This window comes from Pannonibacter sp. Q-1, from assembly GCF_054073275.1.
In genome coordinates this window covers 279914-296761 of record NZ_JBSXNB010000004.1, presented here as the reverse complement: position 1 = coordinate 296761, position 16848 = coordinate 279914, and the positions used below count along the sequence as shown (strand labels likewise).

The window sequence follows — 16848 nt, the reverse complement described above, 5'->3', positions numbered from 1 at the left end:
GAAAACAAAACCCCTCCGGAAGCATCCTTCCGGAGGGGTTCTTTTTTAGTCTCTGATCAGGGGATCAGAAGAAGGAGCGGCGCTGCCACCAGCCGGAGCGCTTGGGCTTGCCTTCGTCATCCGGGCCTTCGCCGTCACCGGCGGTCTGGCTGGTGACGACCGGCGTTGCCGGTGCCTTCGGGCGGGCCGGGGCTGCCGGTTCTGCGGGCGCTTCGACTTCAGCCGCCGGGGCAACCTCTGCGGCGGCTTCGGCCGGAGCTTCAGCGGCAACGGTTTCCAGAACCGGGGCCTCTGCTGCCGGAGTTTCAGCCGCCGGGGCTTCCTGCGGTGCCTCGGGAGCGGCCGTTACGGCTTCCTCAGCCGTTTCGGCCACTGCCGGAGCTGCTTCCACCCGGGCAGGAGCGTCTGCGTCAGCCTCTGCAGCAGCGGGGGCTTCGGCTGCTTCGGGAAAGGAGCCGCCATTTGCGGCTTCGTCCCCTTCAACGGCGCCGGTCAGATCTTCCGAAGCAGCAGCTGCGTCTGCATCCTCACCGGACGCATCTTCATCGCCGTCGCTGCCCTCTTCACCGTCCTCGCGCTCGCCATTGCGGCGGCCGCGGCGGCCGCCACGGCGGCCACGGCGGCGCTTGCGCTTGGGCTCGTCGGAACCATCGCCCTGGGCGCCTTCACCCTGAGACGCTTCACCGTCTTCGCCTTCGCTGCCTTCCGCGTCATCGCCAGCATCAGCGTCCGAGCCGTCTTCGTTCTGGCGCGGGCCGGCCTGACGGTCACCACCTGCTTCCGGGCTGCGGCGGCGCTTGCGGCGGCGGCGCTTGCGGCGGTCGCTGTCTTCGGACTGCTCGCGGGCAGAGGGTCGTGCCGAGGCTGCTTCCAGTTCCTCCTCGACGTCATCCTCGTCCTCTTCCTCCGGCTCGACGATATCGTCGATCTCTTCGATCTCGACCATATGCGGCTGGATCTGCGGCGGGGCGGGGAGGGGGATCTTGTCGCGGTCAATCAGGGACGAGCGCTCCAGCACGTAATGCTGGCCATGGCCCACCTCATCTGCCACCACGGCAATCTCGAGGCCGAAACGGGCCTCAAGGTCACCCAGGTTGCGGCGCTTCTGGTTGAGGATGTAAAGCGCCACTGACGTGTTCGTGCGCACGATCAGATTGTGGGTGACGCCCTTCAGCAGGAAGTCCTCCAGCGAGCGCAGCACATGCAGGGCAACCGATTCGACCGAGCGGATCATGCCCGAGCCATGGCAATGCGGGCAGGGCGTGGTGGAGCTTTCCAGAACACCGGTGCGGATGCGCTGGCGCGACATTTCCATGAGGCCGAAATGCGAGATCCGGCCAACCTGGATGCGTGCGCGGTCGTTCTTCAGGCAATCCTTGAGCTTGCGCTCCACCGTCCGGTTGTTCTTGTTCTCCTCCATATCGATGAAGTCGATGACGATGAGGCCGGCCAGATCGCGCAGGCGCAGCTGGCGCGAAACTTCCTCGGCGGCTTCAAGGTTCGTCTGGAGGGCGGTGTCCTCGATATTGTGCTCGCGGGTGGATTTGCCCGAGTTCACGTCGATGGAGACCAGAGCTTCCGTCTGGTTGATGACGATGTAGCCACCCGAGCGCAGGGTGACCTGCGGGGAGAACATGGCATCGAGCTGCGGCTCCACCCCGAAGCGGGTGAAGATCGGCGAGGCCTCGCGGTAGGGCTGGACGTTCTTGGCATGGCTCGGCATGAGCATGCGCATGAAGTCCTTGGCCTCGCGGTAGCCGTCTTCGCCAGCGACGAGAACCTCGTCGATGTCCTTGTTGTAGAGATCGCGGATCGAACGCTTGATCAGGCTGCCTTCCTCATAGACGAGGCAGGGCGCGCTGGACTTCAGCGTCAGGTCACGCACGTTCTCCCACAGGCGCATCAGATATTCGAAATCGCGCTTGATCTCGGCCTTGGTGCGGCTGGCACCTGCGGTGCGCAGGATGACGCCCATGCCCTCCGGCACCTCCAGCTCGGAGGCGATCTTCTTCAGGCGCTTGCGGTCGGCAGGCTGGGTGATCTTGCGGGAAATGCCGCCGCCACGGCCCGTGTTCGGCATCAGCACCGAGTAACGGCCGGCGAGCGACAGATAGGTGGTCAGGGCTGCGCCCTTGTTGCCGCGCTCTTCCTTGACGACCTGAACCAGCAGCACCTGGCGGCGCTTGATGACTTCCTGGATCTTGTACTGCTTGCGCTGGCGGGTGCGGCGTTCCGGCACCTCTTCCATGGCATCTTCGGCGCCGACCGATTCAACGTGGTCGGCATCATCGTCGCCGTCGGAGGACGACTTGTCCGAATCCTCGTGATCGTCGTCGTCGTCGTCGCTGTCGTCTCCGTCCTTGGCCGCTTCGGAGGCCGCAGCCTCGCGGGCGGCATGACGGGCGTTTTCAGCAGCTTCGCGCCGCTCTTCCTCGTGACGCTCGTCTTCGATCAGCGCCAGCCTGTCAGCGGCGGGGATCTGGTAATAGTCAGGATGGATTTCGCTGAAAGCGAGGAAACCATGCCGGTTTCCGCCGTATTCCACGAATGCGGCCTGGAGGGAGGGTTCGACCCGCGTCACCTTCGCCAGATAGATATTGCCGCGCAGTTGCTTCCGGTTAGCTGCCTCGAAGTCGAATTCTTCAACTCGATTGCCGCGCACCACGACGACCCGGGTTTCCTCCGGGTGCGCCGCGTCGATCAGCATCTTGTTTGCCATTGATGAAGGTCTCCACGGCAGCCGGACGCCCGGGGCGCGGCTGACGCGCTCCGTGGCTGAAGGTCCGGCAGACCGTTTTCTTGTCACTTGGATGGAAAGACGAAAGAGCTGGCGTGCGCGCGTCTATGCCTGCGGACCGGCTGTCCCGCAAAATCGGGGACACCGTTTGTGTCATTTCCGCCTGCATCGCGCTGTGCTTCAAGGCAACGCCTGCCCTTGATTAAACTGTTGTCACCGCGAAGTGCTGCCGCAAGAGGCCCGATGGCCGCCTGCGAGGCGCTTCTGTTTTCACGGATGGGGCATGCAGCCCGGCCTTGGGGCCTGACACCATGACAGGTCACTCTGGTCACCCTTCGGGCGGAGCGCGCAGGATTGAAGCCTGCTCACTGCCTTCTGGTCCGGCCAATTCCAGACTGTCCAGGGACAGCCCGCACCCGTCACACCTAATACCGCCCAATGCTTCGCCGTCTCTTAACGCCGGGCGCCGCGGCCGGGGCAAATGGCCTCCACTCCGCTCCGCGCGTCCGGCAAAGCCGCCAAGACATGTGGAAAGACTGTTCTTCCCATCATCTGAGGCAGTATCGGCTGCAAACCGAAATCCGTATTCTTCTTTTACGGGTCAGCAAGCGCCTTGGCAAGCAATGGAAATCATCTCTGCCAGCTTGCAAGCGGCGGCAAGGCCCGTTAGCACGGAGTTAACCATCCACCGGCAGGGTCATTGCATCAGGATCCGTCCTTTGACGGCACGCCACCGGAGGGATTAAAGAGCGCGGCAGGTGCCGCATCCGAGCCCGCAAACAGGACCGGAGTAGAGGATTGCCAGTCAGATTGCAGCAGAGTTTGTCTGTATTTCTGCCAGGCCGCGAGCGGAACGCGCCCGTGGCCCGCATAGGTTTGCGCGATTTTGTATTGCCTGCGCTGCGCCGTGTCGTGGCGAGGGTGATGCTTGCGGCCGCTCTGGCGGTGCCTGCCGTGGCCGCAAGCGCTCCGGTTCGGGCGGAAACCTTGCCGGTTGCCTCGGACCTGTCTTCTGCTGCCACGGATGCCCGGATTGCCGGGGACGAAACACGGACACGATTCGTTCTGGACCTGCAGGGGCAGGTGCCTTTCATCGTTTCAAATCTCGCCGATCCCTACCGGGTCATCATTGATCTGCCTTCCATGGAGTTCAAGCTGCCCGAAGGTTCGGGCACGGATGGGCGCGGTCTGATCCGGAGCTGGCGCTATGGCCTGTTGTTCGCCAGGGGAAACGCACGGATCGTGCTGGACCTCACCGAGCCGGCCAAGGTGGACAAGAGCTTCGTTCTGGAAGCCATCGAAGACCAGCCGGCCCGGCTTGTTGTCGACCTTGTGAAGACCAGCCGTGAGGAATTTCTCGCCGAGGCCGAGCGCACCCATCAGCCGCTCAGCGCCCTGGTGACGGATGGCCAGCAGGCCGCGCCCAAGGCAAACAAGCTGACTTCGTCGGCGGGCAAGACCAAGCCTGTCGTTGTGCTGGACCCTGGCCATGGCGGCATTGATACGGGCGCCATCGGCGTGCATGGCACGCTGGAAAAGGCAGTGGTTCTGAGTTTTGCGCAGGTTCTGAAAAAGAAACTGGAAGACACGGGCCATTACACGGTCTTCATGACCCGTGAGGACGACACTTTCGTGCCGCTGCGCAAGCGGGTGCAGTTTGCCCGCGGCCACAACGCCGACCTCTTCGTCTCGATCCATGCGGACTCGGTGCGCAGTTACAAGGAAGAGGTGCGCGGCGCCACGGTCTACACGCTCTCCGAAAAGGCGTCGGATACGCTCGCTGCCCAGATTGCCGCCTCGGAAAACCATTCGGATGTACTGGCCGGGGTGGAACTGAGCGAGGAGCCCGCTGAAGTCGCCGATATTCTGGTCGATCTCGCCCGGCGGGAGACCAAGATCTTTTCAAGCCATTTCTCGAAGATCCTCGTGGAAGAGCTGAGAAGCGCGGTGAAGCTGATCAACAATCCGCAGCGTTCCGCCGGTTTCATGGTGCTCAGGGCCCATGACGTGCCGTCCGTGCTGGTGGAGCTTGGCTATCTCTCCAACGAGCAGGACGAGAAGCTGCTGATTTCGCCGGAGTGGCGTGAGCGCACGGCAACCGCTGTTGCGGACGCGATCGAGGCCTTCTTCCAGCCGCGCTTTGCGATGGACAAGGGGGCGGCTGGAGAGACTGCGGCGGGGACAAAGGTCAAGTAATTGCGCCGCAGGGCCTGCCTGCGCTTGCCGGTGCCTCAGCATCGCCATATTGCTCGACGACTAAGGTCCCGAGGTAAACCCGGATTTCTGTCTGCTCCTGTGTCCAGCCCGCCCGGAATGTGGTAGGGGACCGGCAGCAGCACTCTGGCCGGGAAGAAGCGAGCCCAAGGCATGAAATTTCTGATCAAGTTCTTCGGTTATCTGTTCGGCATCGGTACGGTGCTGGGACTGCTGGTCGCGGCCGGCGTCTGGATCTATCTGGAGAAGCTGGGCGAAGACCTGCCGGACTATACGGCGCTGAAGAACTATGAGCCGCCGGTGATGACCCGCGTGCATGCCGCCGACGGCAGCCTGATGGCCGAATATGCCAAGCAGAGGCGCCTCTTCCTGCCGATCCAAGCCATGCCGGACATCCTGAAGGAAGCCTACATCTCGGCGGAAGACAAGAATTTCTACAGCCACGTGGGTATCGACCCGGAGGGCATAGCCCGTGCCGTGGTGCGTTTCGTGCAGAATTTCGGCTCCGGCCGCCGCCCTGAAGGCGCCTCGACGATCACGCAGCAGGTTGCCAAGAACTTCCTGCTGACCAACGAACTGTCGGTCGACCGCAAGATCAAGGAAGCGATCCTGTCGCTGCGCATCGAGCAGGCCTACACCAAGGACGAGATCCTTGAGCTCTATCTCAACGAGATCTACCTTGGCCTCGGCGCTTATGGTGTGGCGGCGGCTTCGCTCGTCTATTTCGACAAGTCGGTGCATGAACTGAGCCTTGAGGAAGTCGCCTATCTGGCGGCGCTGCCGAAGGCGCCGAACAATTACCATCCCTTCCGTGGCCGCGAGCGCGCCATCGAGCGCCGCAACTGGGTGATCGACCGTATGGTCGAGAACGGCTATGTGAGCGCGGCCGATGCCGAGGCTGCCAAGGCAAAGCCCCTGACGGTGAAGCCGCGTGAAACCGGTTCCCAGCTGTTTGCTGCCGAATACTTCACGGAAGAGGTCCGGCGCCAGGTCGCATCGATCTACGGCGAGAACAGCCTCTACGAAGGCGGTCTCTCGGTCCGCTCCTCGCTGGACCCGAAGATGCAGGCGACAGCCCGCAAGGTGCTGATGAACGGCCTTCTGGATTTCGACCAGAAGCGCGGCGGCGGCTGGCGCGGGCCGGTGACGACGATCCCCGTCGCAGGCGACTGGGGCGTTGAGCTTGGCAAGGTGGAAGCCCTTTCGGATCTGCCGGAGTGGCGTCTTGCTGTTGTGCTGGAGGCTGGTCAGAACACGGCGCAGGTTGGCCTGCAGCCGCGCAGGCTTGTCAGCGGCGCCCTTGAGCCGGAGCGCGAGACGGCAACGCTGCAGCTGGACGACATGAAATGGGCACGCGTGTCCGGCCGTGCCCCCAACTCGGCCAATGACGTGCTCAACCCGGGTGACGTGGTCTATGTCGAGGCCCCGAAGAACGGCGGCCGCTATCAACTGCGTCAGGTTCCGCGCGTTTCGGGGGCGCTGGTCGCGATGGACCCGTTCACGGGCCGCGTGCTGGCGCTGGTTGGCGGCTTCAGCTTTGCCCAGAGCGAGTTCAACCGCGCGACACAGGCCTGGCGCCAGCCCGGCTCGTCCTTCAAGCCCTTCGTCTATGCCGCCGCACTCGACAATGGCTACACCCCATCCAGCGTGGTTCTGGATGCGCCCATCGAGCTGGCGCAGGCCGGGCAGGCAACCTGGCGCCCGCAGAACTATGGCGGCAAGTTCTATGGCCCCTCGACCCTGCGCACGGGTATCGAGCTGTCGCGTAACCTCATGACCATCCGCCTTGCGCAGGACATGGGCATGCCGCTGGTGGCCGAATATGCCAAGCGTTTCGGCATCTACGACAACATGATGCCGGTTCTCTCCATGTCGCTGGGTGCTGGCGAGACCACCGTGCTGCGCATGGTCACGGCCTATTCGATCCTCGCCAATGGCGGCCGCAAGGTGACGCCGACGCTGATCGACCGCATCCAGGACCGTTACGGCCGCACCATCTACAAGCATGACAGCCGCATTTGCGAAACCTGTGATGCCAATGACTGGACCGGTCAGGCCGAGCCTGAACTGATCGACGAGCGCGAGCAGGTGCTCGACCCGATGACGGCCTATCAGATCACCTCGATGATGGAAGGCGTGGTTCAGCGCGGCACCGCCACCAGCGTGCGTGCGGTCGGCCGCCCGGTTGCCGGCAAGACCGGTACCACCAACGAGGAGAAGGACGCCTGGTTCGTTGGCTATACGCCGGATCTCGCGGTCGGCGTCTTCATCGGCTACGACCAGCCGCGGCCGATGGGACGCGGTGCGACGGGCGGCCTTGTCGCTGCGCCGATCTTCACCGAGTTCATGAAGGAAGCGCTGGCGGGCAGCCCGCCGGTCGAATTCCGTGTTCCGAAGGGTCTGCAGCTGATCCCGATCAACCGGCACACCGGCATGCGTGCGGTTGCCGGGGCTGAAGGCACCATTCTGGAGTCCTTCAAGCCGGGCACCGCCCCGCCGGACACTTACTCGGTCATCGGCTTCGAGGACGAGATGGGCGTGCCGCGCACCGTTTCGCCGGAGGCAGGTGCTGCCGTGATGACCGGCACTGGCGGGCTTTATTGACCCTTCCGGAGATCTGCCTGCGCGGCTAGCTGTTTACATGGCCTGCCTGCGCCGTTAGTCTCCGCCCCGATTTGCGGCCACTGCCCCGGCAACGAGGCGGTGGCCGCGACATTCCTGAACCAGCTTTGAGAGGTATCCGATGCGCGCCGAGATGGAAGGCATCGTCGACGAAATCAAGCAGGCCATAAGCCTGCTGAGGAGGCATCTTTGACTGGGATCACGCTCTGGTCCGTCTGGATGAACTGAACGCCCTGTCTGAAGACCCCGCGATGTGGAATGATCCGTCCAAGGCGCAGAAGCTCATGCGTGAGCGTCAGCAGCTGGAAGATGGCATTACCGGCGTGCGCCGCCTCGAATCGGAACTTGCCGACAACATCGAGCTGATCGAGCTTGGCAGTGCCGATGGCGACAAGGACGTGGTCGAGGAAGCCGAAGCGGCAATGCGCGGCCTCAAGGCCGAGGTGATGAAGCTGCAGATGGCATCGCTGCTGTCCGGTGAAGCCGATGGCAACGACACCTACATGGAAATCAACTCGGGCGCGGGCGGCACGGAAAGCCAGGACTGGGCCAGCATGCTCCTGCGCATGTACCGCCGCTGGGCGGAACGCAGCGGCTTCAAGGTCGAGCTTCTCGAATACCATGATGGCGAAGAAGCCGGCATCAAGTCAGCGACGCTGCTCATCAAGGGCGAGAATGCCTATGGCAAGCTGAAGACCGAATCGGGCGTGCACCGTCTGGTGCGCATTTCGCCCTATGACAGTCAGGCGCGCCGCCACACCAGCTTTGCCAGCGCCTGGGTCTATCCGGTGATCGATGACTCGATCGATATCGAGGTCAACGAAAGCGACTGCCGCATCGACACCTACCGCGCCTCCGGTGCCGGTGGCCAGCACGTCAACACCACCGACTCGGCCGTGCGCATCACGCATATCCCGACCGGCATCGTCGTGCAGTGCCAGAACGACCGCTCTCAGCACAAGAACCGCGCAACCGCCTGGTCGATGCTGAAGGCGCGCCTCTATGAGGCCGAGTTGCAGAAGCGCGAAGAGGCGGCCAACGCCGAGGCGTCTTCCAAGACCTCGATTGGCTGGGGCCACCAGATCCGCTCCTACGTTCTGCAGCCCTACCAGATGGTCAAGGACCTGCGCACGGGCGTGGAAAGCTCCTCGCCGCAGGACGTGCTCGACGGCAAGATCGATGACTTCATCGAAGCCGCTCTCGCGCAGCGCGTCTTCGGCGGCAAGGATGCCGAGGTCTCGGACATCGACTGAGCCGATCCGTGCGGACTGCAAGACTGCAAAACCCCGCCGGAATGGTCCCGGCGGGGTTTTTGTTGATATCGCGAGGAGGTGGAGACTAACGCTTCAGCAGCTTGGAGACCCTGTCTCCGGTGCGGACGAAGGTCATGGGGTCCAGTGCCTCATCGTCCCGCCGCACTTCGTAATGGAGATGCGGACCGGTGGAGCGGCCGGTGTTGCCGAGGCGGCCGACCTGATCGCCGGCGCGCACCTCATCCCCCACGGCGACGGTGATGGCACTCATGTGGGCGTAGCGGGTCAGGTGCCCGTCCGGATGCTCGATTTCCACCAGACGGCCATAGCCGCCCTGATAGGAGGCGGTGATCACCGTGCCCGGCGCCGTGGCGCGCACGGGCGTGCCGTAAGGGGCGCGGAAATCGATGCCGGTGTGCATGGCAAGGCCGCCCAGGAACGGATCGATGCGGGGGCCGAAATCACTGGTGATCTGCGCTGCGGCGATCGGGCGGGCGAGGGGGATGGCGCCGACAGACTTGCGGACCTTGTTGCGCAGATCAAGAGCTGCTTCGGCGCGCTCGATCTTGTCGTCCAGGGTGGCCGTGGCAAGCGGCACATAGGGGCCACCGGTGGCTTCCATGCTGCCTGCAAGATCGCTGACGCGGTAGCCCAAAGGGCGGACGGCAGAGGCCAGCTGGCTGGTTTCATGTTCGGCCGCAAGCGTCACGGCATCCAGCGCGGCATTGCTTTCTTCGCTGATCTTGTCCAATGCGGCGCCGATGCCCAGCAGGTCGTCACGCGGGGCTTCCGGCTCCGGCAGAGGCTTGGCCGTCAGGCTGTCCTGTGTTGCGGGCAGGGGGGCAAAGGCGGAAAGAGGGCTGTCCATCAGGACGTTTTCGCTGCTGCCGCGCAGGCCGAGAGCCGCGAAGGGATTGTCCAGCGGGGCTTCCGGGCCGCCGATGGCCAGGAGGCTGCTGGAGGCGCCGGCATCCGAGAACTGCTCCGGCTTGGCCGCAGGAATGGCCGGGCCGGAAACCACATCAAGCCCGCTGCGGGCGGCCTTGTCGAGAATGGCAGCGACCTTGCCATGCTGATCCAGAAGCTCGTTCTGCCGCTGCAGCAATGTGTCGATCATGCCTTCGACGGAGCGGCGCTCATACATCTGGCTGCTGGTCAGGCGGTCGATTTCGGCACGGAGATAGGCGATGCGGTTCTCGTAGACGGCAGCTTCCTGGGTGCGCTGGGTCAGGCGGCTTTCGATCAGGTCGTCGCGCATTACGAAATAGGCGGCGGCGGCCATATAGCCGGTGATGAATAGGCCGAGGGTCAGGCAGGTGCCTGCGGCGAGCCAGGGGCGGATGGTGAAAGTCCTGGTGCGCTCGCCATTGCTGATGGTGACGTGATGCAGTGCCTTGCGCTTGCCGAACCCCTGACGGGCTCTTGAAGGAAAGTCTGACATGCCGTTTTCCATGCATCCGGAAGGGGCGAGTTCTGCCCCGGTCAGGAATCATTAGAAACGGTTAAGGTTAACAAACACCTTTCCTGCCGTTCATACTTTGCCGTCAGGACAGTTTTCCTCAAGGCGCGAGCTTGACGAGAGGGCGGTAAAAGCCCGGCGTCAGGCCAGCTTCGGAGCGGGCCCGGTCGTTGAAAGGCGGCTTCAGCGGGCCTCTGAAATGGGTGCGCACCAGTTCATGGAAACGGGGTTCGGGCCGTTCGCCGTGGCGGTCGCACAGGAAGCGGAACCACTTGGCACCGAAGGCCACGTGATTCTTTTCATCCCGGTAGATGATTCCGAGGATGCGGGCGGTTGCATGATCGCCAAGGGCGGCAGCCTTCTCGATCATCGGTGGGGTGATGTCGAGGCCGCGCGCCTCCAGCACCAGCGGAATGACGGCAAGCCGTGCGGTCAGGTCGTGCCCGGTGGCCTGTGCGGCCTGCCACAGCCCGTCATGGGCGGGCAGGCTGCCATAGGCAGCGCCGAGTTCCTGCAGCCGCTCCTCCAGCATGTTGAAGTGCTTGGCCTCCTCAAGCCCGACGCGCACCCAGTCGTCATAGTAGGAGCGCGGCATCGGCACATGCACGAAGCGGCCGATGATGTCCCAGGTCAGGTCCACCGCATTGAGTTCGATATGGGCCAGCGAGTGAAGCAGGGCGATCCTGCCTGCTTCGCCGCCAATGCTGCGCTTGGGCATGTCGCGCGGGGCCAGAAGCACCGGACGCTCCGGCCGGCCGGGCCGGTCCGGCATCTGGGCGGACGCAGATGGCGAGCCGAGGGCAAGGCTGCGCGCATACCAGAGCTTGGCGGTCTCATAGGCAAGGCGGACCTTTTCGGAAAGATCCGGCGTGCGCACGATGGCATTGGCGCGCCCGGCCAGCGTGTCCAGCGCGGAGGATGGAAATATGCCGCTCATGCCCGAAAAAGCCCTTTCAGCATCCGCAAGAGGCGGGGGCGCCGGACGTGCCGCCCCCGCGCCTTGCGTTCAGAGCCCGCGCACTGCCTCAAGCACGGCGTCGACGTGGCCCTTGACCTTCACCTTGCGCCAGATCTGGGCGATCTTGCCGTCGGCTGCAACAAGGAAGGTGCTGCGCTCCACACCCATGTAGGTCTTGCCATACATGGACTTTTCCACCCACACGCCAAAGGCCTGGCAGACGGCTGTGTCCGGATCGGAGGCGATGTCGACGGTGAGGCCGTGCTTGCCCTTGAACCTGGCGTTCTTGGCAACCGGGTCCGGCGAAATTCCGATGACCTTTGCGCCAAGCGCTTCGAACTGAGCTTTGGCCTGGCTGAAGGCGATGCACTCTTCGGTGCAGGCGGGCGTGTCGGCCTTGGGGTAGAAATAGATCACCACGGGGCTGCCCTGCAGGCTGGAAAGCTTCACTTTCTCATCATCGCCGAGCAGCAGGTCCACGTCCGGTGCGGGGGCTGAAATTGTCAAATCGGTCATGCTGCCTTCCTCTTGTCATAGTCGGTGGATTTATCCGGAACGGTATTCAGTTGTCCGTGCTTGAGGCGCGCCTCGCGGCTGGCTTTGTTGCATAATGAAGTATCACAGCGGATCGGGGGATTCGCAGTCCCGGGACGAAAAAATGAAAAGGCTCTGAACGCTGTCTCCGCCGCAAGAACCGCAGAAAGCTCCTGTCATACGGAAAGAGCGCCGGTCTGGATTGGGCCGGAAGCTCACGCGCGTCTGCGGCTTCCTCTGCATTCTGGTGCTGGTGGCCGTTGCCGGGCTGACCGGGCGGCTCTATTGGGGGCCCGTTACAATTCCTTTTGCCCGGGAACTGGTGGAAGCCCGCGTCCGGGTGGTCAATGCCGATGTGTCCGTGGGCTCGGTGCGGCTGGACCTGTTTGCAGCCAGCGGCCCGCAGGTGGTCATTGATGATGCCGGTGTTACGGTCGGAGGGGATGTCGAAAGCCGCATTCTCCTGCCGCGCACCGAAGCCGTTCTGCAGTTTGCGCCGCTGCTCACCGGCGAGGTGAAATTCCGCAGCCTCGATATCGAGCGCCCGCGTATCACGCTGGAAGGCGGAGACGGGCCCGCCTTGATGCCGGAAATGAACAGCCTGATGGAAGCCGTTGACCGGATTGCGCTTCTGGTCGACGAGGAACTGAGCCGCCGCAATCTTGACGTGATCCGCGTCCGCGACGGTCGTCTGGAGATTTCCGGGCCGACCCCGCGCCTTATCGACAACATCGACGCTTCGCTGGGACGGGATGCAACGGGTGCCGTCTATGCCGAAAGCACGGTCGAGGGGCGTATGGGCACCTGGCAGCTGGCCCTGCGGCGCGGCACGGATGCGGCAACCGGCGCCCGGGAACTCGGGCTCTACATCAAGGATGTGTCGCTGGCCGAACTCTTTCCGCTGAACGAGCAGGTGCGCTCCGGCCGTGGCCTTGGCCTGCCGCTGGAGTTGCAGTTCGCGGCAAGGCTGGACAAGGACGGGGTGTTTGACCGGGCAACCCTTGTGGGCCGTGCCGTGGACGGGTGGTTCCAGATCGGCACGACGACGATCCGCTATGATGAAGTGGCGGTTGGCCTTGCCTGGGAGGGCGAGGACCCGCGCATTCAGGTGATGCCGTCCCATGTGGTGCGGGGCAATACACGCATCAGCTTTGACGGCGTGGTGACACCGCCTGCTGCCGGGCAGCCTGACTGGAAGATCCTGATCGGCGCGGACAATCCGGTGTTCGGTTCTGCCGATGTGCAGGAAGACCCGATCATGGCCGAGCGGGTGCACCTGAAGGCGCATTATGATCCGTCCGCACAGAGCCTCTATATCGACAGGGCGCAGGTGCAATCCGGACCGGCAAGCCTCAGCGCGGTTGGCACTGTGGACCTGAAGGATGATGGCCCCTATCTGGCGCTGGCGGTCGAGGTCAACGCCATGCCGGTTGCCCTGCTGAAACAGATCTGGCCGATCACCCTGACGCCCCCTGCGCGGGCCTGGATCAGCAAGCACATGCTGTCTGGCCTCATCCGCGAGGCCAGCATCGACGTTTCGATTCGTCCCCCTGCCTTTGACGAGCACCATCCGGATCCGGGTTGGGGGGCTGACGATGTGCGGCTCGACCTGACGTTCGAAGACGTGGATGTGGCCCCGCTCGACACCTTGCCGCCGATCACCGGGCTTGATGGGAAGATCACCATCGAGAACGAGGTCCTGACCGTCTCCGGCCGGAATGGCAGGATTGTCGAGGGCGTCACCAAGCCTGTTGCCGTGCAGGAAGGGACTTTCACGATCCGTCAACTGGCGCTGCGTGGCATCAAACCGGCAGATATTTCGCTGAAATTTGCTGGTGAGGCGCAGGATCTCGGAACCCTGATCAACCGGCCGCCGTTCCGCGCGCTCGACAAGGCGCAGATGGGCGGCGGAACATTCGGGGGCACCGGAGAGCTTGATGTGATGGCCCGTTTCCCGCTGCGCCTGTCCATTGCGGTTGCCGATGTGGACTGGACGGCTGCGGCCCGGCTGAGCGGATTTTCCTCCACCCAGCCGGTGCGCGGGCACAAGATTTCCGGCGCGGACGTTGCCATTGAAGCCGATCCAAGGGAGGTGGCGGTCAAGGGCAAGGGCCGTATCGACGGGCTGGAAGCCAACATTGATCTGCTGGTTCCGGTGGAGGAAGGCCAGGGCGAGCGCCGTCAGGACGTGGAGCTGAAAGTCTCCGCGGAAGAACTCGGCAAACGCGGCATTGATCTGGGCTCTCTGGTCAGCGGGCAGATGGTGCTGAAGCTGGCCGAAACACCGGGTGGCCAGTCCTTTGACATCGACCTGACGGATACCTCGGTCAAGCTGGAGCAGATTGGCTGGGAGAAGGGACCGGGTGTGCCGGCCAAAGCCAGGTTCATCTTGAGTGAACAGGGCGACACCCGGCGGCTGAAGGAGTTTCAGCTGACCTCCGACGGTGTGGCTATCGGCGGCGAGGTGGTTCTTGGCAAGGATGGCGGCTTCCGTGAGGCTGATTTCGCCGGCTTCCAGATCAGGCCCGGTGATTCTGCCTCGCTCAAGATCACCCAGCAGCGACGCAACCAGTACAAGGTGGTTTTCAACGGAGCCCAGTTCGACGCGCGCGGACTGATCAAGACCTTGCTCGACAAGAAGGGCGGGGCGGGGGCCAAGGACAAGACCGTCTATGACATAGCCATCAAGGCCGGCCGGCTGCAGGGCTTCAATGGCGTTGTGGCGACGGATGTGGACGGCAAGGTGACCGGCGGCCCGGAGGGCATCGGAACCCTGGCGCTGAAGGGCGCCACCAACAACCGCGGTGCCTTTCGTTTCGAGATCAGCGGCAAGGGCGACACGCGCGCCGCCAGCGGCGACTTCGCCGATACGGGCGCCATTCTGCGCTTCCTCGACGTTTATCCGCGCATGCGCGGGGGAACCGGTACCTTGCTGATTTCCATGCCGGAGGAGACCCAGTGGTTCGGCACATTCGGCGTGCGCAACCTGTCGATCACGGAAGATCCGGCGATCCGGAAACTGGCCGAACTGCCCGTCGCCGCGCGCAGTGACTCCGGGGCTGTGGTGGTCACCCAGTCGGTGCGTGCCGGAGAAGCCTCGTTTGACCGGCTGGACCTGCGGTTTTCGCGTAAGGGTGAAATCATCACAGTCGAGGAAGGCCTGATGCAGGGCGCAGTCGTCGGCGGCACGGTGACGGGCGAGGTCGATCTCGGCCAGCGGACACTGGCGCTGACGGGAACCTATGTGCCGGTCTTTGCGCTCAACAACCTGTTCAGCAAGATCCCGCTGCTCGGCTTCGCCCTCGGTGGCGGTTCGGACGAAGGGCTCTTCGGAGTGACCTACCGCCTTGCCGGCCCCATCAGCGCGCCCCAGCTGTCAGTCAATCCGGTCTCGGCCATTGCGCCGGGCATCTTCCGCAAGATGTTCGAGTTCCGCTGATACCAATGCTCGATGAGCTTGACTTCTCGAGCATTGGTTAAGCCCGTGCGGCGCTTGAGCATTTTCAAGGCGTGATGCGTCAGCATCGAAAGCCTTGGTATGAGAGCCAGACGCCAGGCAGGTTCCGGCACAGCGGCTGCGCATAAACAGAAGGCCCGGACCTTGCGGGCCGGGCCTTGCTGGATTGCCATGCGGTAGCAGATCAGGCCGGGCGCAGCAGCACGTGCTTCTTCTTGCCCATGGAGAGCTTGATCACGCCTTCGCCGGTGATGTCGGCCATGGACAAGCTGCGCTTGTCGTCGGTGACGGCCTCGTCATTCACCTTCAGCGCGCCGCCGGTGATGTTGCGGCGGGCTTCGCCGTTGGAGGCACAAAGGCCTGCACGCACGAAGGCGGCAAGAACACCGAGGCCGGCCTCCAGCTCGGCCTGCGGCAGTTCGACGGTCGGCAGGCCCTCGGCCGTCTGGCCTTCCTCAAAGGCGCGGCGGGCGGTTTCGGCAGCGGCCTCTGCAGCTTCGCGGCCATGGATCATGGCGGTGGCTTCGGTGGCGAGGATCTTCTTGGCTTCGTTGATCTCCGCACCCTGCAGCGCTGCAAGACGGGCGATTTCGTCAAGCGGCAGCACGGTGAAGAGCTTCATGAAGCGCTCCACATCCGCGTCCTCGGTGTTGCGCCAGTACTGCCAGTAATCATAGGGCGACAGTTGGTCGGCATTGAGCCAGACAGCGCCTGCGGCGGTCTTGCCCATCTTGGCGCCGGAGGCGGTGGTCAGCAGCGGGGCGGTGAGGGCGAAGGCCTCCACGCCTGCCTTGCGGCGCACCAGGTCCACGCCGGAGAGGATGTTGGACCACTGGTCGGAACCGCCCATCTGCAGGCGGCAGCCAGTCTGCTGGTAGATCTCCAGATAGTCGTAGCCCTGCAGCAGCATGTAGTTGAATTCCAGGAAGGACAGGTGCTGCTCGCGCTCCAGCCGCAGGCGCACGCTGTCGCGCTGGATCATCTGGTTGACCGAGAAATGGCGCCCGATATCGCGCAGGAACTCCACATAGTTCAGTTTCATCAGCCAGTCGGCATTGTCCAGCATGATGGCATCCTTCGGGCCGTCACCGAAGGTGAGCAGCTTGTCGAAGATCTTGCGGATGCCGGCCTTGTTGGTCTCGATGTCGTCGTCGGACAGGATCTTGCGGCTTTCGTCCTTGCCGGTCGGGTCACCGACGCGGGTGGTGCCAGACCCCATCAGCGCGATCGGCCGGTGACCGGTCTGCTGCAGCCAGTAGAGCATCATGATGGTGACGAGCGAACCGGCATGGAGGCTCGGCGCCGTGCAGTCAAAGCCGATATAGGCGGTCACGGTCTCGGTCGAGAGCAGCTTGTCGAGGCCCTCTGCGTCGGACATCTGGTGAATGAAGCCGCGCTCGTTGAGGACCTTCAGAAAACCGGACTTGTACTCGCTCATGTAACGTTTCCACGCGCTGGATGTTCGGGAGGTGACTTGGTGTGTCTGGCTCTATACCGGCAGGCAGCCGTTGTAAATCGTATCAGGTTGCCGGGCGCGGCCTGACGGGTGCCGAAGGGCCTGAAACGAGAAAGCCGGGCGCGAGGCCCGGCTTTCCGCATCTGCTGCCTGAAAGG

The 16848-nt window shown here is 63.6% G+C and carries 9 protein-coding genes; 4 read left to right on the top strand and 5 right to left on the bottom strand.

Going from position 1 to position 16848, the window contains the following annotated elements; translation table 11 throughout:
- Positions 1–64: 64 nt before the first annotated feature.
- On the bottom strand, positions 65–2719 hold the full coding sequence (locus tag ACVNHC_RS12835; protein WP_457167482.1) for an Rne/Rng family ribonuclease: 2655 nt from the start codon (positions 2717–2719) through the stop codon (positions 65–67).
- A gap of 879 nt (positions 2720–3598) precedes the next feature.
- Here ACVNHC_RS12835 and ACVNHC_RS12830 point away from each other — a divergent pair.
- The 3 genes from ACVNHC_RS12830 to prfB all read left to right on the top strand — a co-directional run bounded on the left by ACVNHC_RS12830 (position 3599) and on the right by prfB (position 8826).
- Positions 3599–4933: an N-acetylmuramoyl-L-alanine amidase gene (locus ACVNHC_RS12830; protein WP_247653265.1), complete on the top strand. Its 1335-nt coding sequence runs from the start codon at positions 3599–3601 to the stop codon at positions 4931–4933.
- Positions 4934–5104: 171 nt separating this feature from the next.
- A complete protein-coding gene (locus ACVNHC_RS12825) occupies positions 5105–7555 on the top strand; it encodes a penicillin-binding protein 1A (RefSeq protein WP_050473184.1) in 2451 nt (816 codons plus the stop codon).
- 139 nt (positions 7556–7694) lie between these two features.
- A protein-coding gene (prfB, locus tag ACVNHC_RS12820) for a peptide chain release factor 2 (RefSeq protein WP_186393269.1) occupies positions 7695–8826 on the top strand; the annotation gives its coding sequence in 2 pieces (ribosomal slippage) (positions 7695–7763 and positions 7765–8826; 1131 coding nt in all).
- 85 nt (positions 8827–8911) lie between these two features.
- Here prfB and ACVNHC_RS12815 read toward each other — a convergent pair.
- From ACVNHC_RS12815 to bcp, 3 genes are all read right to left on the bottom strand, one after another.
- Positions 8912–10267 carry a M23 family metallopeptidase gene (locus tag ACVNHC_RS12815; protein ID WP_457167481.1) on the bottom strand — a complete coding sequence of 452 codons (1356 nt, stop codon included), beginning with the start codon at positions 10265–10267 and terminating at the stop codon, positions 8912–8914.
- A 118-nt stretch (positions 10268–10385) separates the two neighbouring features.
- Positions 10386–11222, bottom strand: a complete 837-nt coding sequence (locus ACVNHC_RS12810; protein WP_457167480.1) for a ferritin-like domain-containing protein — start codon at positions 11220–11222, stop codon at positions 10386–10388.
- A 69-nt stretch (positions 11223–11291) separates the two neighbouring features.
- A complete protein-coding gene (gene bcp / locus ACVNHC_RS12805; RefSeq protein WP_123194441.1) occupies positions 11292–11759 on the bottom strand; it encodes a thioredoxin-dependent thiol peroxidase in 468 nt (155 codons plus the stop codon).
- Between the two features lie 220 nt (positions 11760–11979).
- Between bcp and ACVNHC_RS12800 the strand changes: the two genes are divergently transcribed.
- Complete coding sequence (locus ACVNHC_RS12800) at positions 11980–15216, top strand: AsmA-like C-terminal domain-containing protein (protein ID WP_457167479.1); 3237 nt, start codon at positions 11980–11982, stop codon at positions 15214–15216.
- A gap of 202 nt (positions 15217–15418) precedes the next feature.
- Here ACVNHC_RS12800 and tyrS read toward each other — a convergent pair whose 3' ends face one another.
- A complete protein-coding gene (gene tyrS / locus ACVNHC_RS12795) occupies positions 15419–16672 on the bottom strand; it encodes a tyrosine--tRNA ligase (RefSeq protein ID WP_374630614.1) in 1254 nt (417 codons plus the stop codon).
- Positions 16673–16848: the final 176 nt, after the last annotated feature.

Coding starts and splice junctions, on each gene's coding strand:
- ACVNHC_RS12825 (WP_050473184.1), top strand. CDS start 5,105: ATGAAATTTCTGATCAAGTTCTTCGGTTATCTGTTCGGCATCGGTACG.
- ACVNHC_RS12815 (WP_457167481.1), bottom strand. CDS start 10,267: ATGTCAGACTTTCCTTCAAGAGCCCGTCAGGGGTTCGGCAAGCGCAAG.
- ACVNHC_RS12835 (WP_457167482.1), bottom strand. CDS start 2,719: ATGGCAAACAAGATGCTGATCGACGCGGCGCACCCGGAGGAAACCCGG.
- tyrS (WP_374630614.1), bottom strand. CDS start 16,672: ATGAGCGAGTACAAGTCCGGTTTTCTGAAGGTCCTCAACGAGCGCGGC.
- bcp (WP_123194441.1), bottom strand. CDS start 11,759: ATGACCGATTTGACAATTTCAGCCCCCGCACCGGACGTGGACCTGCTG.
- ACVNHC_RS12810 (WP_457167480.1), bottom strand. CDS start 11,222: ATGAGCGGCATATTTCCATCCTCCGCGCTGGACACGCTGGCCGGGCGC.